This is a genomic window from Bacillus sp. AP50 (assembly GCF_040492675.1).
Classification (GTDB): Bacteria; Bacillota; Bacilli; order Bacillales; family Bacillaceae_G; genus Bacillus_A; species Bacillus_A cereus.
In genome coordinates, this window is record NZ_JBEUTW010000161.1 from 1 (window position 1) to 19,876 (window position 19,876).

Genomic DNA, 19,876 nt, shown 5'->3' on the forward strand with positions numbered 1-19,876 from the left:
GTATAAGTGTCCGGTATATATGCTATTTTTGATAAATTAAAATAGTAATATTCTATGAGATTTATATTGTTGACATTGGGATTTCAACGATACATTTTCGTAGGTCGGATTGTTGCGAGTGGATATATATTGCTATGTATTCGGCTACTAAATGAAAGGGTTACTGAAATGAAGTAGGCGGATAGCAAGTATATAGAAAGGAGAAAGGTAGAAAATATGAAGCAAGTATTGAAGTGTTTTAATGTCGTAACAATGATCACACTTCTTCTATCCATCATATTGCCTTCGCCCAGTGCTTTTGCTACAGAGATAAATAAAAAAAGCTGGGATGAGTTACAAGGAAATGATGTGAAAATTAAGGCAGATCAAGTGAATGCTGAAATGTATAAGGGAGAAGTAGCGGAGAGGGAGCACGTATTTCAATATAAGATTGAAAATACGGGAGATACACCAATCCGAGAATTAGTAATTAAACAAAATAATGACAATGGAATTGAGTTTCTTTCGCAATCTGTGAAAGTAAACGGAGAGAAGTTACTTGAAAATAAGGTAGCGGATTTCTATGTAGAGGAAAAAGATAATGGAGGAAAGGTTCTTTCTTCTAATCTTAAAATTCAAGATTTAAAATCACATGAAAAAATGACTGTATTAATAAAAGCTCGTCGTGCGCAACATTTTAATAAAGAGTATAAGCAAAAAATTAGTGTGCAAAAGGATCAACTACAAATAGGAAACATGTCTGTAGATGTTGAAGGGCTTCCTTCTGAAGAGAAGTTAGAAGCTAATACCGATGATGAGGCTGACAGTAGTAAGAAAGCTATCGGATCAACAACTGATTCAAAAACTAAAGAAGTGGATGGAAAATTAAAAGTATCTGTAGAAGATAAAAATACATCTGCACAAAAAACAGAAATAGAGAAGATAAAACAACCTGAGGCTGAGAAGCAACTAGAAAAAGAGAAAAAGCAATCACCTTTAGCAGTAAAGCAGAGTGATGCAGAAGTACAAGCTGCATCAGAAAATGCTTCGAAGGTTCAAATCCAAACAGGAGATAAACAAGGATTTGGAGACCCGTTGTATTCTACAATTGCTCCTGGTAATTTAGTACAGACTGGTAATGTGACGCTTGGTTTAACAGATAATCATTATACTAGGCAAAGTGTTGGTGGCAAAACCAATAAAAAAGCTGTAGATGTTGATAATGATGATACTACATTTAATTCGTCAACAGGTGCATTTCCTAACATTCCTGCTGGAAGTAAAGTGAAAAAGGCGTATTTGTTTTGGACAGCTGCTATGGGGACTCCGAGTGATGCAAGGACAGATTATAGAGTTAGCGATGAAGATGTAAGACAACCCGTTAAAATGAAGATGGGAAATAAGCAATACGCTGAAGTAAGTGCTGATAGTATACGAAAAGCGGATTCTTTACCGTATATTGCAAATCACTATGGCAGTGGTGCAGGATACGTAGCGTATGCAGATGTAACAAATGTAATTGCACAGCAAGGTATTTCTCAAACGGTGACAGTTGCAAATGTGCCACAAATTAAATTTGAAAAAGGCAGTGGCTATTACTGGGGTAACTGGAATCTTATCTTAGTTTATGAAAACTATAAAGAAACAGTAAAAGACATGAAGATTTGGGAAGGGCTAGTCTCTCAAAAAAGTACAGCCTGGACAGATATTAATGTTAATAAAATAAACACACCAAAAGAAGGTGCTTTTAAGGCGAAATTTAGTTATTTTTCATCGCAAGGTGATCCAGCTGATAATGATGGATATGCCTATGATTATGGAGAGTATGATTTTGGGTTAGGGTATCAAAAGTTTAAAAATATTAAAGGTAAAGATAATGATGTTAATGACTCATCTATGACAGAAGTACAAGTAGATGGTACTAACGAATTTGTTACGAAAAAATACCCAGGATATAATCCAGATTGGACAAATTCTTTCAGTACAGATATTCATACGTATCACCTTGAAGGACCCACTCAAGTGAAAAATGATTTAAAAGAAGCAAAAATGCGTTTTAGAGCATATGGTGGTGGCGGTGATATTTACGTATTAAATAACGCTACATTCGTTACAGAACATAATGCTCCAAACTTACAAGTTGATAAAAAGGCATTAGATAGTGCCGGAAAAGAAATTAAGGACGTTAAAGTTGGTGAAGAGTTTACGTATCAAATTGAAGTGAAAAATGATACGAAAAATAACCAAGCGCCGGTATCAAATGTAAAAGGTTTTGATAAATTAGATGATCGTTTAGAGTATGTTCCAGGGTCTATACAATATGTTTCTGGAAGTAATAAAGGAAATAAAACAGATAATGCAAGCGATGATGAAGCAGAGTTTGTAAATAATCAAATTGATTTCCGTGTTGGTGAGGGTGCAGATGCTAAAAACGGTGGTGTTTTAAAGCCTGGTGAAAGTACCGTTATTACATTCAAAGTAAAAGTGAAAGATTCTGTACAATCAGATACAACAGTAAAAAATGTCGTTGTTGTAAAGGGACAAGATAGTGCCGAGATAAAGTATGAAACTGAGGACGATGCAAATGTTACGGTTACTACCCCAAAAGAAGTTCCAGGGGAAATAGAGGCGAGAAAAATAGCTTCTAATAAAACACCGAAGTTAGGTGAAGAGGTAGAGTATCGTATTACATTTAAAAATAAGACAAAAGATGGACGTCTAGATGTATTGACCATTGAAGATGAATTACCAAGTAGTCTTGAATACGTGAAAGATAGCTTGAAAGCAGAAGGTGCAAAACCAGAGCCAGTAGAGCTGAAGTTTGAAAATGGAAAAGTAATTGCAAAGTATCCAGAAATTATGGATATGGAAGAAAGAAGTATCGTCTTTAAAACAAAAGTAAAAGAAACTGCAAAAATTGGTGAAGAAATTGTTAATAAAGCAACCGTTAGAGATAAAACAAATCCACCAAAGAATCTAGAAGAGAAGATTACACCACAGCATAAGGCCGGTAAAATTGCTGCAAAGAAAAAAGCAACAAATAAGAAGCCGAGGCTAGGAGAAGAAGTTGAATATCAAATTAGCTTCAAAAATACGGTGGAAAACGGAAAACTAGATGCAGTTAAAATAGAAGATGAAATTCCAGCTAACTTAGAATTTGTTCAAGGCAGTGTGAGAGCTGAAGGTGCTGCACCAAATCCAGTAGAGTTAAAAGTAGAAAATGGTAAGATAATCGCAAAATATCCAGAGATTACGGATACAAAAGAGCGAAGCATTGCCTTTAAAATGAAAGTAAAAGAAGAGGCAAAAGCGGGAGAAACGATTGTTAATAAAGCGGTTGTGAGTGAGCCAAATGGACAAACTGAGCATCCAGAGGAAAAGATTACGCCGGATTATAAATACGGTAAAGTGGATGTAGAAAAAAGCGTAACGAATCAAACACCAAAACTAGGAGAAGAAGTGGAATACCGAATTACATTTTATAATACGGTAGAAAACGGAAAACTAGAAAAGGTGCTAGTAGAAGATACACTACCTAAAGGTGTTGAATACGTGAAAGATAGTTTGAAAGCTGAAGGTATAAAACCAGAGCCAGTAGAACTAAAAGTGGAAGATGGCAAAGTAATGGCCAAGTATCCAGAAATTACGGATACAGAAAAAAGAAGTATTGTTTTTAAAGTGAAAGTAAAAGATTCGGCAAAAGTAGGGGAGGCAATCGTAAATAAAGCAATTGCAAAAGATCCGAAAAATGAGCCTGTTGAATCAAAGGTTGTTATTACACCGCAAAGTAAAAAAGGTGAAATTGCTGCTACAAAGGTAGTTAATAATAAGAAGCCAAAGTTAGGCGAAGAAATCGAGTACCGCATTAGTTTTCATAATACGGTTGAGAACGGAAAACTTGAAGAGGTGCGAGTGGAAGATACAATTCCAAAAGGTCTTGAATATGTAGAAAATAGCATCAAGGCCGAAGGAGAAGCACCTGAACCAGTAGAATTAGCTGTTGAAAATGGGATAGTCAAAGCTAAGTATATCGATATTATGGATATGAAAGAAAGAAGTATCGTCTTTAAAGTAAAGGTGAAGGAAGAAGTAAAAGTAGATAAAGAGATTGTCAATAAAGCAATTGTTGATGATACGAAAAATCCACCGATTGAACCGGAGGAAAGAATTACTCCGCAACATAAGGATGGAATAATTGATTCGAAGAAGACAGTAGATAATTCATCACCAAAACTAGGAGAAGAAGTAGAATACCGAATTAGCTTTAAGAACACGGTAGAAAACGGAAAACTAGAAAAGGTAATAATAGAGGATACAATTCCTAACGGTTTAGAGTATGTAAAAGGCAGCGAAAAGGCTGAAGGTGATAAACCAGCTCCATTAAAGTTAAGTGTGAAAGATGGAAAAGTTATTGCTGAATACGACAATATTACGGATATGAAAGAAAGAAGTATTGTCTTTAAGGTAAAGGTGAAGGAAGAAGCGGAAGTGGGGAAGGAAATCATCAATAAGGCAATTGTTGATGATATGAAAGATCCGAAAGAACCAGAAGCGAAAATTACACCATTACACAAAGATGGAAAAATTAAAGCGAAGAAAATCGTAAATAATGAAACACCGAAGTTAGGAGAAGAAGTAGAATACCGAATTAGTATGAAAAATACGGTAAAGAACGGAAAGCTAACAGACGTGACAGTAGAGGATACTTTACCAGAAGGTTTAGAGTATGTAGAAAATAGTTTGAAAGCAGAAGGTGCCGGAATAGATTCAGTAGAGCTGAAATTTGAAAACGGTAAAGTAATGGCAAAATATCCAGAAATTACGGATACAGAAGAAAGAAGTATCGTTTTTAAAGTGAAAGTAAAAGAAGAAGTAAAAGTCGGTAAAAAAATCATTAATAAAGCAACTATTGATGATTCGCAAAATAAGCCAGTTAATCCGACAGCGGAAATTACTCCTCAGTATAAAGATGGAAAACTTGAAGCAAAAAAGATAGTAAATAATGAAACGCCGAAGTTAGGAGAAGAAGTGGAATACCGAATTAGCTTTAAAAATACGGTAGAACATGGAAAGCTAACAGAGGTAAAAATAGAAGATGATTTACCAAATGGATTAGAGTATGTGAAAGATAGTTTAAAAGTAGAAGGTTCTAAGCCAGATCCAGTGGAATTAAAATTTGAAAACGGTAAGGTAATGGCAAAGTATCCTGAGATTACAGATACAAAAGAGAGAAGTATTACCTTTAAAGTGAAAGTAAAAGGTAAAGTGAGCGATTCAATTGTTAATGAAGCGATTGTGAGCGATACGAAACATCCGCCAGAAACACCGACAGCAGAAATTATTCCGCAACATAAAGACGGAAAAGTGAAAGCGAAGAAGACGGTAAATAATGAAACGCCGAAGTTAGGAGAAGAAGTAGAATACCGAATTAGTTTTAAAAACACGGTAGAAGACGGAAAACTAGCAGAGGTGAAAATAGAAGATACTTTACCAGAAGGTTTAGAGTATGTAGAAAACAGTGTGAAAGCAGAAGGTACTAAGCCGGATCCAGTAGAATTGAAAATGGAAAATGGTAAGGTAATGGCGAAGTATCCAGAGATTACGGACACAGAAGAAAGAAGTATCACTTTTAAAGTGAAAGTAAAGGAAGAAGTGAAAGTCGGTAAAAAAATCGTTAACAAAGCAATTGTTGATGATACGAAAAATGAACCAGAAACACCGACGGCAGAAATTACTCCGCAGCATAAAGACGGAAAAGTGGAAGCGAAGAAGACGGTAAATAATGAAACGCCGAAGTTAGGAGAAGAAGTAGAATACCGAATTAGTTTTAAAAACACGGTAGAAAACGGAAAGCTAGCAGAGGTAAAAATAGAAGACAATTTACCAAATGGATTAGAGTATGTGAAAGATAGTTTACGAGCGGAAGGTACTAAGCCGGATCCAGTAGAACTGAAAGTGAAAGATGGAAAAGTAATCGCCAAATATCCAGAGATTACGGATACAGAAGAAAGAAGTATCGTCTTTAAAGCGAAAGTAAAAGAAGAATTTAAAGTTGGTGAAGGCCTTGTCAATAAAGTGGTTGTTGATGATACAAAAGATCCAACAACTTCAGAAGTAACAATTACGCCAGAATATAAAGACGGTAAGCTTAAAGCAGAGAAATTTGTAAACAATAAAAAACCGAAATTAGGAGAAGAAGTAGAATACCGAATTAGTTTTAAAAACACGGTAGAAAACGGAAAACTAGTAGAGGTTACAGTAGAAGATGAAATTCCAGCTGGATTAGAGTACGTGGAGAACAGTTTACAAGCAGAAGGTTCTAAACCAAGTCCGGTAGAATTGAAATTTGAAAACGGCAAGGTAATGGCAAAGTATCTAGAAATTACGGATACAAAAGAAAGAAGTATTATCTTTAAAGTGAGAGTAAAAGAAGAGGCAGAAGTAGGCAAGGAGATTGTTAATAAAGCAATCGTAGTAGATACAAAAAATGAGCCCGAAGAGCCTCATGTGGAAATTACTCCGCAATATAAAGATGGTAAAATTGCTGCGCAGAAAGTGGCGAATAATCATAAACCGAAACTAGGAGAAGAAGTAGAATACCGAATTAGTTTTAAAAACACGGTAGAAAACGGAAAACTAGCAGAGGTAAATATAAAGGATGCATTACCAAATGGTTTAGAGTATGTGGAAGGCAGTATCACGGCAGAAGGTTCTAAACCGAAACCAGTAGAGCTACATGTGAAAAATAATAAGGTAATGGCAAAGTATCCAGAAATTACAGATACAGAGGAAAGAAGCATTGTCTTTAAAGCGAAGGTAAAAGAAAGCGTAAAAGTGGGAGAAGAAATCGTAAATGAGGCAATTGTAGATGATACAAAGAATCTGCCAGAAGAGCCTTATGTACCGATTACACCACAATATAAAGATGGGAAAATTGAGGCAAGAAAAGAAGTAAGTAACCATGAACCGAAGTTAGGTGAGGAAATCGAATATCGAATTATTTTTAATAACACGGTGAAAGATGGAAAACTAGCAGAGGTAAAAATAGAAGATAAAATTCCAGCTGGATTAGAGTTTGTAGAAGGAAGCGAAAAAGCTGAAGGTGAAGAGCCAAAACCAGTGGAGTTGAAAGTAGAAAATGGTAAGGTAATGGCAAAGTATTCAGAGATTATGGATACGCAAGAAAGAAGTATTGTCTTTAAAGTGAAGGTAAAAGATTCGGTTACAATAGGGAAGGACATTACAAATAAAGCGATTATCCATGTTGATGATCCGAACCATCCAGTAATTGATCCGACAGCAAAAATTACACCACAATATAAAGATGGTAAAATTGCTGCTCATAAAAAGGTGAATAATCATAAACCGAAGCTAGGTGAAGAAATCGAATATCGAATTTCATTTAATAATACGGTGAAAGATGGAAAACTGGCAGAGGTGAAAATTGAGGATGAAATTCCGTTTGGTTTAGAGTATGTGAAAGATAGTCTAAAAGCAGAAGGTGATAAGCCGGCCCCAGTAGAGTTGAAAGAAGAAGCTGGTAAGGTTAGTGCGAAGTATGAAAATATCACTGACATGAAAGAAAGAAGCATTATCTTTAAAGTGAAGGTGAAAGATTCCGTTGAAGTGGACAAGGTAATTGTAAATAAAGCAATTGTTGATGATACAAAAAATCCACCAGAGCGACCAGAAGTAGATATTACACCGCAGCATAAAGATGGTAAATTTAAAGCTAATAAAAAGGTAAGTAAAAAAGATCCAAAGCTAGGAGAAGAAGTAGAGTACCGAATTAGTTTTAAAAATACGGTAGAAAACGGAAAACTAGCAGAAGTGAAAATTGAGGATCAACTACCAAATGGATTAGAGTATGTGAAGGATAGTTTAAAAGCAGAAGGTAATGAACCAAATCCGGTAGAGTTAAAAGAAGAAGCTGGAAAAATTACAGCGAAGTATGAAAATATTACTGATACAGCTGAGCGTAGCATTATCTTTAAGGTAAAAGTAACAGAAGCAGTAAAAGTCGGGAAGAAAATCGTGAATACGGCAATTGTGGATGATGATAATCCGAAGAATCCTCCGCAAAAACCAGAAGCGATTATTACACCGGAGTATAAGAATGGAAAAATAAAAGCTGAGAAAACAGTAAATAACCCAGCTCCAAAATTAGGAGAAGAAGTAGAGTATCGAATTACGTTCCGTAACGTAGTTGAGCACGGAAAATTAGCGAAGGTGAAAATTAAGGATGAATTACCAAACAGTTTAGAGTTTGTAGAAGGTAGCGAAAGAGCTGAGGGGGATAATCCAAAACCGTTGCATGTAAAAGTGAAAAACGGCATAGTACTCGCAGAATATCCAGAAATTACGGATACGAAAGAAAGAAGTATCGTCTTTAAAGCAAAAGTGAAAGAAAAAGCTAAAATTGGCGAAGCGATTGTGAATACGGCGGTTGTGGAAGATACTATAAATCCACCAGAGAAACCGAATGTCGCGATACAACCTCAACATAAAGAGGGTGTATTACAAGCTGAAAAGACAGTGAGTAACCATGAACCGAAGTTAGGAGAAGAAGTAGAATATCGAATTAGTTTTGAAAATACAGTAGAAAACGGCAAACTAACTGAGGTAAAAGTAGAGGACGAAATTCCAGCTGGTTTAGAATACGTACAGGGTAGTATAAAGTCTGATGGGCCGGAACCAAATCCAGTAGAACTTAAAGTTGAGAATGGAAAAGTAACAGCAAAGTATCCAGAAATTACGGATACGAAAAAAAGAAGTATCATCTTTAAAGTGAAAGTACAAGAAACGGTACAAGTAGGAAAAGAAATTATAAACAAGGCGGTTGTGGATGATAATAATCCGACAAATCCACCAGTTGAGTCACTTATACCAATTACACCTCAATATAAAGATGGGAAACTAGAGGCAAGGAAAGAAGTAAGTAACCATGAACCAAAGCTAGGGGAAGAAATCGAATATCGAATTACTTTTAACGGCACAGTAGATGGCGGGAAGTTAGTTGATGTAAAGATTGAAGATGAAATTCCGTCTGGTTTAGAGTATGTGAAAGAAAGTCTGGAGGCCGTAGGTGATAAGCCTGTGCCAACAGAACTTAAAGTCGAGAATGGAAAAGTAACAGTGAAGTATCCAGAAATTATGGATACGAAAGAAAGAAGTATCATCTTTAAAGTAAAGGTAAAAGAATCAGTAAAAGTTGGAGAGGAAATAACAAATAAAGCGATCATTCATGTAGATGATCCAGATCATCCAGTTATGGAACCGACAGCGACAATAAAGCCAGAATATAAAGATGGTAAGTTAAAAGCGACGAAGACAGTAAATAATAAAGAACCGAAGCTAGGAGAAGAAGTAGAATACCGAATTAGTTTCAAAAATACGGTAGAAAACGGCAAACTAGCAGAGGTAAAGGTAGAAGATGAAATTCCAGCCGGTTTAGAGTACGTGCAAGATAGCATTAGATTTGAAGGGGCTGAACCAAATCCAATAGAGTTAAAAATGGAGTTTGGAAAAGTAATAGCAAAGTATCTAGAAATTACAGATACGAAAGAACGTAGTATTATTTTTAAAGTGAAGGTAAAAGCAGCACCAAGTAAAGGGATAACAAATAGAGCGGTAGTGGACGATAAAATAAATCCACCACTTGAGCCTACAGTTACAATTTTACCGAAAACAAAAGAAGATCTTAAGATACCAGAAGAGCCGAAGGAACCAGAAAACCAGAAGTGAAACCGGAAGAGCCGAAAGAACCGAAGGAGCCAGAAGTGAAGCCGAAAGAGCCGAAGGAACCAGAAGTGAAACCGGAGGAACCGAAAGAACCAAAAGAACCAGAAGTGAAACCAGAGGATCCGAAAGAGCCGAAGGAACCAGAAGTGAAACCGGAAGAGCCGAAAGAACCGAAGGAACCAGAAGTGAAGCCGGAAGAGCCGAAAGAACCGAAGGAACCAGAAGTGAAGAACCAGAAGTGAAACCGGAGAAACCGGAAGTAAGACTGGAAAAGTTAATTAAAGAACCGCAAGTAAAAGTAGAAAAAGAATTACCGAAAACAGGGGCAGCACATTCATGGATGATGTCAGTTGGTGCGGGAATTTCATTCTTAGTTGGCGGAGTATTATTCGTATTAGGTAGAAGAAGAAAACAATAATTTTTTAGACGAAAAGCACACTGAGTTCGATAGTTTATTGGACTCAGTGTGCTTTTATGTTATATAAAAGGAAAGCTCCTTCCACGTATGGAAGGAGCTTTCCTTTTGTATATTAAAACATACTTGAGCTATGCATCGGTTGAAGTTTTGCATTTGGATCGAAGTAAGCTTTTGCATTGTTTACTGCTGTCGGTGCTTCGCCAAATCCACAAGCGATAAGTTTTACTTTTCCTTCATATGTACAAATGTCACCAGCAGCGTAAATGCCAGGAATATTTGTTTCCATTTTTGAATTTACAAGGATGCTGTTTTTTTGTATATCTAAGCCCCAATTTTTAATTGGGCCAAGAGAAGAAACGAAGCCGTAGTTTACGATTACGTCATCAACATCGATGATAATTTTTTCCTCCGTTTTTACATGTTGAAGAACGACTTGTTCAATCTTGTCATCACCAATGAGTTCTACTGGAACGTATGGTGTACTTACTTCTGCACGAGAATTCATTAAGCTTTCTACGCTATGTTCATGCGCACGGAATTTATCACGACGATGAACGATTGTAACTTTTTCAGCAATCGGTTCTAACATCATTGTCCAGTCTACTGCTGAGTCGCCACCGCCAAATACTACGACGCGCTTACCAGCAAATTTATTCATATCATCAACGAAATAATGTAAGTTTTTCTTTTCGTATTTCGCTGTACCTTCTAATTCTAAGCGGCGTGGTTGGAAAGCACCATTGCCAGCAGTAATAATAACTGATTTAGAATAGTGAGTTTGCTTATTCGTAACAAGTTTAAATATACCGTCAGCTTGTTTCTCAAGCGTATCGACAGCTTCTTCTAAACAAACAGTTGGGTCAAATTTCTTCATTTGCTCTTTTAAGTTATCAACTAATTCTTGTGCGCGCACTTTTGGAAATCCAGCCACATCATAAATGTATTTTTCAGGGTAGAGTGCGGATAATTGTCCGCCAAGTTGAGGTAAGCTTTCAATGATTTTTACACTTGCTTGTCTCATACCGCCATAAAATGCTGTGAACAGTCCCGTTGGACCACCACCAATAATTGTTATGTCGTAAACTTTTTGATTTTCTGCCACTTTCATTCCCCCTATAGATGGAATTTTGATATTGATTTCATATATTGTTCATATGTACACGAAAATCCTGCAAATGATGACACTTTCAAATAAATGATAGCATATTTGAGTTCATAATACTTCTGAAAACGACTGAATTGTGTGTAAGTTTTCGCATAGGTTCTTTTTTATTGTATAAAATATACAGAAAGGAAAATACATGAAAAAAAGGCTAAAAAACCCTTGAAAACGCTATGTTATTTTAAAATATTGATAATTCTCCAGACGCTTGAATTCTGGAATAAAACCGACTAATATAGGGAAGTATTATGTTAAATTTCTATGACAAAATTCGTACGATTTTTTGACTGCGTTTTGTTATGATATAGAATGTGATAAATTCCACATTCTTGACAAATAGAGTTTTTAGTACTTGGTATTATTTTTTATTACTATTATATAAAGAAAAGGGTTGTGATTTGGTGAAGACTCCAAAAATCGTAGTTTTAGGTGCAGGTTATGGCGGGATGATTACGACTGTTCGTCTGCAAAAAGCATTATCTGTAAATGAAGCTGAAATTACGCTAGTAAACAACAACAGCTATCACTACCAAGCGACTTGGTTACATGAGAGCGCAGCTGGTACATTACAAGATGAAAAAATCTGTCTAGATATTCAAGACGTTATTGATACAAATAAAGTGAACTTTGTACAAGACACAGTAGTAGAAATTAAAGCTGCTGAAAAACGCATTATCTTAAAAGATGGCGAGTTAGAGTATGATTACTTAGTAATTGGTCTTGGTTTCGAATCAGAAACATTCGGAATTACAGGATTAAAAGAGCATGCATTCTCAATCGCTAACATTAATGCAACTCGTGAAATTCGTGAGCATATGGAAGCTAGTTTCTCTAAATATGCAACTGAACAACGCGATGAGTTAGTAACAATCGTTGTTGGTGGTGCTGGATTTACTGGTATCGAGTACGTAGGTGAGCTTGCAAACCGTGTTCCTGAACTTTGCAAAGAGTATAATGTACCACGTGAAAAAGCACGTATCATCTGTGTAGAAGCTGCTCCAACAGCACTTCCAGGTTTCGATCCAGCGTTAGTAGAATACGCTGTAAAACAGCTTGAGAAAAAAGGTGTAGAATTCCGCATCGGTACAGCAATTAAAGAAGCAACTGAAGAAGGTATTATCGTTGCGAATGGCGATGACACTGAATTAATTAAGTCTGAAACAGTAGTTTGGGCTGCAGGTGTTCGTGGTAATGGTATTGTGGAAGAGTCTGGCTTTGAAGCAATGCGCGGACGTGTAAAAGTTGATGAGTACATGCACGCTCCAGGATACGAAGATGTATTCATGGTTGGTGACGCAGCGTTAATCATTAATGAAGAAATTAACCGTCCTTACCCACCAACAGCACAAATTGCAATTCAACAAGGTTACAATATTGCACACAACTTAACTGTATTAGTTCGTGGCAAGGGCGAAATGAAGAAATTCGCATTCGATAATAAAGGATCTGTATGTTCTTTAGGTCATGACGATGCAATGGGCGTTGTTATGGGTAAAAAGTTAACAGGTTGGAAAGCTTCCTTCATGAAGAAAGTAATCGATAACCGTTACCTATTCTTATTAGGTGGACCTTTATTAGTTCTTAAAAAAGGTAAATTAAAGTTCTTTTAATATATAGTAGAAAAAGCAGAAACGGCTAAGAGCTGTTTCTGCTTTTTTCATATTAAAAATATAGTATAATATATAAAAAAGAAAGAATATTCTGTCCGTTCTGATGGAGGAGGTTATTACATCATGGAGAAACGAGGGAAGGTATGGCTAGCTGTTAGTGGTTTAGTAGCTACAAAAGATGGTAGGTGGCTATTTGTTAAGAAGAAATACAGTGGATTAAAAGGGAAATGGTCTTTACCGGCTGGTTTTGTAAATGAAGGTGAGACGGTTGATGAAGCTGTGAAACGCGAAGTGTTAGAAGAGACAGGCATTGTCGCTCATGTGAAGGGGATTATTGGTGTTCGATCGGGTGTTATTCGTAATGAGATTAGTGATAATATGATTATTTTCCTTTTGGAACCTGAAGGAGAAAATATTATTGTACAGGAGAAAGAATTGTCTGAAGTGGCGTTCTTACATCCGGATAAGATTGTAGACGATCCGAATACGTCTGTGCTTATTAAATATTTGTTAGAAGGAAGATCAGAACTACATCTTGAAGTGGACAAAACATTAAATCCAGGTGAACCATTTGGTTATACAGCTTATCACGTATTTACGGCACGTGCGGAGGAGAGGGGAAAAGAGTGAGTATACCGGTACTACTTATTTCAATGATGTTATTCTTTATTTTGTTCTTTGGAATTGGATTTTTACTCAATATGATTTTGCGAGCTACTTGGGTAATGGTTATTGTGTATCCGATTGTTTGTATGCTTATTATTAATAAAGCGAGTATGTGGGATTATTTTTCAAAACCGAAAGAAACATTTTCTTCATTTGGGACAAGTGTATCGCACTTAGGACAAGCAGACGTATTTATTCTATCTACTGGATTAGTAGGGGCTGCTTTAGCAGGAGTCGTAATCAAGAAACTTCGGAAAAGCGGATATCAAATGTTTTAATCTCCAATTAAGTTGGAGATTATTTTTTTGCATATTCCTTCATCGTATAGGGAATGATTAACGATGAAGGAGTGTGGAATATAAAAATGTTAAAACGATATTGTATTCGCATTATGATGACTTGTTTACTTGCAATTGCATTATGCGTAACATGGAATGCTTTCACAGGAGTTTCTTTATTAGAGATTGTAAAGAAATATGAGGGAATGAGTGCAAAAGAAGTACATGCAGCAGAAGTTAAGAGAAATGTTGCTCCGAGTAAAGAAGTGATAAATGCTTTAGAGCAGGCAAACGACTGGTCTAAATATCGTTCAATTGAAATGACTGCAACAGGTTATACATCGGGGATTGAGTCAACTGGTAAGAGGCCGGGGCATCCAGAGTATGGTATTACATATTCAGGTGTTAAAGTGAAAAGGGATTTATATTCCACAATCGCTGCGGACTTACGCGTATTTCCGATTGGAACGATTCTATTCGTACCAGGTTATGGATATGGTGTAGTAGCTGATAAGGGCGGTGCAATAAAAGGAAACCGTCTTGATCTATATTATGATACGGTGAAAGATGTTTATAGCCAATGGGGTAAGAAAAAAGTAAATGTGTACGTAGTAAAAGTAGGAAATGGTAAGTTTACAGAAGAAGAGTTAACGATGTTAAATCAAGACGAAACGATGCAAGTGTTTCGTGGTCAATATTTAAAACAAAGATAGTCTAGTCGTAATTACGCTAGACTTTTTTTCTTGGCTTATTTCATGATAGAGGAGATTTTGGATCTGCGATTTTACACGCCATATAACTGTAGTTAGAATTATCGCATTTTATCGAAAATAAAGTTATAATGGTGGTAGAGAAATTTAGGGGGTCTGAACATGTTTCAAGTACAAAAAGAATTAGCAGGTCATGAAGCGGTAATTGTTGCTTTATTTGAAGAAGAGAAAATGAGTAGTTTTGTACAAGAACTGGACAAAGCGTTTGAAGGGCAATTACAAGTTTTACTAGAAGAGAAAGAATTATCTACGAAGAAAAAGGCCATTTCGAAAGTACATAGCTTAGGGAAAACAAATGTGAAACGTTATTACTTTGTTGGTTTAGGAAAGAAAGAATCTTACACGACAGAAACGTTACGTGCGGCTCTTGGTAAGGCGTTTAAAACACTGCAAGCAGCAAAAGTACGAGATGCAGCAATCTTACTTGATTCTTTCGTAACAGAGAAATTAGACGCGATTGATGTCGCTCATATTGCGGCAGAGGTACAAGGCCTTGGTACATATGAGTTACAAACGTATAAATCAGATAAAAAGGATCGTGTAGAGTTAGAGAAGTTCACGGCTATTACAGCGGAAGATGCACAAGAAATTGAAGCAGCATTAACAGTTGGCTACGTACATGGACGTGCAACAAATTCAGCTCGTACACTTGTAAATATGCCGCCAAACGTATTAACAGCGACAAAGCTTGCTGAGTATGCTGTTGAATTAGCGGAGAAATATGATATGGACTATAAAGTTCTTGAGAAAGAAGAGATGGAAGACCTTGGTATGGGTGCGTTACTTGCAGTAAACCAAGGTAGTGTAGAGCCACCAAAAATGATTGCTCTTATTTATAAAGGAAAAGAAGAGTGGACAGATGTCATTGGGTTCGTTGGAAAAGGTATTACATACGATACTGGTGGTTATTCTTTAAAACCACGTGAAGGCATGGTTGGTATGAAAGGTGATATGGGCGGTGCAGCTGCTGTATTAGGTGCGATGGAAATTATCGGTGAACTTCGCCCAGAACAAAATGTGATCGCTGTTATTCCTTCAACTGATAACGTTGTAAGTGGTACGGCATTTAAGCCAGACGATGTAATCACATCTATGAGCGGAAAAACAATTGAAGTATTAAATACGGATGCAGAAGGTCGTCTAGCTTTAGCTGACGGTATTACGTATGCGAAAAAACTTGGTGCAAACTACCTTGTTGATGTTGCAACATTAACAGGCGGTGTAATTGTTGCACTTGGAAACTATACGACAGGCGCAATGACAAATAATGAAGAGTTATTTGAGCAAGTGCTAGAGGCTTCTATGGAAACAGATGAGCCAATTTGGCAACTACCGATTTTTGATCGTGATAAAGAACGTGTGAGAAACAGTAAGTTTGCTGATTTAAATAACTCACCAGGCCGTGAAGGACATGCGGTTATGGCAGGTACATTCTTAGGCGAATTCGCTGAAGATACACCATGGGTACACTTAGATATCGCTGGAACATCAGAAACAAAAGGTGCGCACGACTTAGGTCCAGCTGGAGCAACTGGCGCAATGGTACGTACACTTGCAACACTTGTGGAGCGTTTTGGAGAAGAATAAGAGTATAAGTGAAGACTGTTCCGATATTTTGGAACAGTCTTCTTTTTTATAGGTTTGTTTATCCCACTATTTGCCGGGTAGTAAGACCCATAACTCAAAATTCAGCGAAAGGAAAGCAGTTAGGTCGGATTGCCGGTAAACGCTCGATTGGTGAGGGCTGATTAAAGTTTCACTTTATAAAGAAATCGTATACAAAACCCCATTTAAAGCAAAAGAAGTACGGCCCGTTTCTTCAGAGACAACTAATATAAGTGCATCACTCTTTTCAGATAAGCCAATTGCAGCTCTGTGACGTGTTCCTAGCTCAGGATCAACTTCTGTACTTTTCGTTAAAGGAAGAATATTAGCAGCTGAGACAATATGATTATTTTTTACGAGAACGGCACCGTCATGAAGAGGGTTACCTGGATAAAATATTGATTCGAGTAATGGCGCAGTTAAATGAGCGTTTAATGTCGTTCCAGTTTGAATGAGAGCTTCAAGCGTCTCGTTTCGTTCCACGACGATAAGAGCACCATGTTTTCTGGCGCTTAAATGTTGGATAGCTGTCGTAATAAAAGATGAACTTTCCGTATAAGGTGATAAATATGCCTGAATATAGTATGTAGCTGCCAATGTTTGTACATTTGCTAACATATGATGAATATCTTCCATTTTGCATAAAATACATTCGTCTTCTTTATCGATTGCGTTCCTCATAATCGATAGTTCTTTTTCAGCAATTTCAATCATTTGCTTTGTTTGTATTTTGAGCTCTTCTGACAAGCCCCATTCGTGCATAATCCTCATTCCCTTTAGTGGAGTATTTAACAATAGTGTATACAAATATTCCTAGTAAAATCCTGTTAGATTTTATAAAATATTGAGATACAGCATGTTTTTTTCATATAATAAAGGTATGACGAGCGAGAGGAGAGAGAAGAATGAATTGGAAACAAGAATTTAGTCGCTGGCTTTCTTACGCACAATTAGATGCAGAATTAAAAGAACAGCTAGAAAATATGAAGCAAGATGAGAAGAAAATCGAGGATAGCTTTTATAAAAATCTAGAGTTTGGCACAGGTGGTATGCGTGGTGAACTTGGTGCTGGTACGAACCGTTTAAATGTATATACAGTTCGTAAAGCAACAAAAGGATTAGCAAGCTTTATCGAAAAGTTAGGTGAGGAAGCGAAAAAACGCGGTGTTGTTGTAGCCTATGATTCTCGTCATAAATCACCTGAGTTTGCAATGGAAGTTGCTGCTACACTTGGTGCACGCGGTATCACAACATATGTGTTTGAAAGCTTACGTCCAACGCCAGTACTTTCTTTCGCAGTTCGTCATTTACATACAGTAAGTGGAATCGTTCTTACGGCAAGCCATAATCCACCTGAATATAACGGATACAAAGTATACGGTGAAGATGGTGGACAGTTACCTCCAAAAGAGGCAGATGAGTTAATTAGCTACGTAAATGCAGTAGAAGATGAATTAACAGTTGAAGTCGCTGATGTAGAGCAATTAAAAACTGACGGTTTATTACATATTATTGGACAAGAAGTAGATGATGCATATGCTGCAGAATTGAACAATGTCATCATTAATAAAGAAATGGTGGAAAAGGTCGGTAAAGACTTAAAAATCGTCTTTACACCATTACACGGAACATCAAATATTTCTGTACGCCGTGGTTTAAAAGAAGTTGGATTTACAGATGTAACAGTTGTAAAAGAACAAGAGTTACCAGATCCAAACTTCTCTACAGTAAAATCACCGAACCCAGAGGAGCACGCAGCGTTTGAGTATGCAATTCGTGACGGTGAAAAGGTAGGCGCAGATGTATTAATCGCAACTGATCCTGACGCAGACCGTCTTGGTGTAGCAGTGCGTAATCATAATGGTGAGTTCCAAGTATTAACAGGAAACCAAACAGGTGCATTAATGCTTGATTACTTACTATCTCAAAAGAAAGAAAACGGAACGCTTCCAGAGAACGGTGTCGTATTAAAAACAATCGTAACGTCTGAAATTGGTCGTACAATTGCAAAAGCATACGGTTTAGATACAGTTGATACGCTAACTGGATTTAAATTTATCGGTGAGAAAATTAGACAGTATGAAGAAAGCGGACAATATGAATTCCAATTCGGTTATGAGGAAAGCTATGGTTATTTAATCCGCCCATTCTGCCGTGATAAAGATGCAGTACAATCTGTTCTATTTGCATGTGAAGTAGCTGCATACTACAAATCACAAGGGAAAACGTTATATGACGGTCTATTAGAAGTATTTGAGAAGTACGGCTTCTTCCGTGAAGACCTTGTATCGTTAACGTTAAAAGGAAAAGATGGAGCGGAAAAAATCCAAGAGATGATGGCAACGTTCCGTGAAAATCCTCCGAAAGAAGTGGCGGGCTTAACAGTCGTAGCAGTTGAAGACTATAAAGCGAGCGTTGTTACATCTTTACAAGATGGACATAAAGAAGAGATTCACTTACCGAAATCAAATGTGTTAAAATATCAATTAGAGGATGGTTCATGGTTCTGCCTACGTCCATCTGGAACTGAGCCGAAGATTAAGTTTTACTTTGGTGTGAAAGATAGTTCTTTACAAAATAGTGAACAAAAGTTACTTACTATTAAAGAAGACATTATGAATCGTTTATAATACAAAGTAATTTTAAGTAGTAAGGAACAAAAGGGAGCGAAATCTCCCTTTTGTTTTATGTAGGAAATGATTGCTATTGATTCCGACAGGAGAGAGGGTATTTTGTGATGAAAAAAGTAAGAAAAGCGATAATCCCAGCAGCTGGATTAGGAACACGTTTTTTACCAGCAACGAAAGCAATGCCGAAAGAAATGTTACCGATAGTAGATAAACCAACGATCCAATACATTGTAGAAGAAGCAGTGAAATCGGGAATCGAAGATATTATTATTGTTACTGGTAAAACAAAGCGCTCTATCGAAGATCATTTTGATAACGCATTTGAACTAGAACAAAACTTATTAGAGAAGAAAAAATATGAGTTGCTTGAAAAAGTACAAGCTTCTTCAAAAATGGTAGATATTCATTACATCCGTCAAAAAGAGCCGAAGGGACTAGGACATGCTGTTTGGTGTGCACGTAAATTCATTGGTGATGAGCCATTTGCAGTGTTACTAGGTGATGATATTGTCCAAGCTGAGAAACCGTGTTTACGTCAATTAATGGATGAGTATGAAAAAACACTTTCTTCTGTTATTGGTGTACAAACTGTTCCAGAGTCGGAAACACATCGCTATGGAATTATCGATCCATTAGAACAAGAAGGTCGTCGTTACCAAGTTCGCAATTTCGTTGAGAAACCAGCACAAGGTACAGCTCCTTCAAACTTAGCGATTATGGGGCGCTACATTTTAACGCCTGAAATCTTTATGTTCTTAGAACAGCAACATGTCGGTGCTGGTGGTGAAATTCAGTTAACAGATGCAATCCAAAGCTTAAATGAAATCCAACGTGTATTTGCCTACGATTTCGAAGGAAAGCGCTACGACGTAGGTGAAAAGCTAGGATTCGTTCAAACGACAATCGAAATGGCTCTGCAACACCCAGAATTACGTGATGACATGGTTGCGATGATGAAGAAAATTTTAGAAGAACAAGCGGATCAAGAGTCATAATAAAAAATGAGTTATTTCAGTA

Annotated in this window: 9 protein-coding genes and 1 pseudogene; 8 read left to right on the forward strand and 2 right to left on the reverse strand. The window is 36.9% G+C overall.

Annotation, left to right across the window (positions count from 1 at the left end; all coding sequences use genetic code 11):
• The first annotated feature begins 216 nt into the window (after positions 1 to 216).
• Positions 217 to 10,138: pseudogene (locus ABWK52_RS14065) on the forward strand (isopeptide-forming domain-containing fimbrial protein).
• 112 nt (positions 10,139 to 10,250) lie between these two features.
• Here the strand turns inward: ABWK52_RS14065 and ABWK52_RS14070 are convergent.
• A complete protein-coding gene (locus ABWK52_RS14070; RefSeq protein WP_000829788.1) occupies positions 10,251 to 11,240 on the reverse strand; it encodes an NAD(P)/FAD-dependent oxidoreductase in 990 nt (329 codons plus the stop codon).
• A gap of 461 nt (positions 11,241 to 11,701) precedes the next feature.
• Here ABWK52_RS14070 and ABWK52_RS14075 point away from each other — a divergent pair, with 461 nt between their 5' ends.
• The 5 genes from ABWK52_RS14075 (at position 11,702) to pepA (ending at position 16,211) form a co-directional block, all read left to right on the forward strand.
• Complete coding sequence (locus ABWK52_RS14075) at positions 11,702 to 12,910, forward strand: NAD(P)/FAD-dependent oxidoreductase (protein WP_000856612.1); 1,209 nt, start codon at positions 11,702 to 11,704, stop codon at positions 12,908 to 12,910.
• Positions 12,911 to 13,033: 123 nt separating this feature from the next.
• Positions 13,034 to 13,540, forward strand: a complete 507-nt coding sequence (locus ABWK52_RS14080) for an NUDIX hydrolase (protein ID WP_000415320.1) — start codon at positions 13,034 to 13,036, stop codon at positions 13,538 to 13,540.
• Positions 13,537 to 13,854, forward strand: coding sequence for a YuiB family protein (locus ABWK52_RS14085; RefSeq protein WP_000027016.1), 318 nt, complete (start codon positions 13,537 to 13,539; stop codon positions 13,852 to 13,854). Before ABWK52_RS14080 ends, ABWK52_RS14085 begins: the two co-directional genes overlap by 4 nt.
• An 86-nt stretch (positions 13,855 to 13,940) precedes the next feature.
• Positions 13,941 to 14,567, forward strand: coding sequence for a 3D domain-containing protein (locus ABWK52_RS14090; protein WP_135238362.1), 627 nt, complete (start codon positions 13,941 to 13,943; stop codon positions 14,565 to 14,567).
• 159 nt (positions 14,568 to 14,726) lie between these two features.
• On the forward strand, positions 14,727 to 16,211 hold the full coding sequence (pepA, locus tag ABWK52_RS14095) for a cytosol aminopeptidase (protein WP_000487949.1): 1,485 nt from the start codon (positions 14,727 to 14,729) through the stop codon (positions 16,209 to 16,211).
• Between the two features lie 174 nt (positions 16,212 to 16,385).
• Here pepA and cdaS read toward each other — a convergent pair whose 3' ends face one another.
• A complete protein-coding gene (gene cdaS, locus ABWK52_RS14100; RefSeq protein ID WP_000545253.1) occupies positions 16,386 to 16,991 on the reverse strand; it encodes a sporulation-specific diadenylate cyclase CdaS in 606 nt (201 codons plus the stop codon).
• A 143-nt stretch (positions 16,992 to 17,134) separates the two neighbouring features.
• On the opposite strand from cdaS, the gene ABWK52_RS14105 reads away from it, so the two are divergent.
• Together ABWK52_RS14105 and galU are read left to right on the forward strand one after the other, a co-directional pair.
• Positions 17,135 to 18,859: a phospho-sugar mutase gene (locus ABWK52_RS14105; RefSeq protein WP_098281380.1), complete on the forward strand. Its 1,725-nt coding sequence runs from the start codon at positions 17,135 to 17,137 to the stop codon at positions 18,857 to 18,859.
• A gap of 107 nt (positions 18,860 to 18,966) precedes the next feature.
• Positions 18,967 to 19,854, forward strand: a complete 888-nt coding sequence (gene galU, locus ABWK52_RS14110; RefSeq protein WP_033668372.1) for a UTP--glucose-1-phosphate uridylyltransferase GalU — start codon at positions 18,967 to 18,969, stop codon at positions 19,852 to 19,854.
• The last annotated feature ends 22 nt before the right edge of the window (positions 19,855 to 19,876 follow it).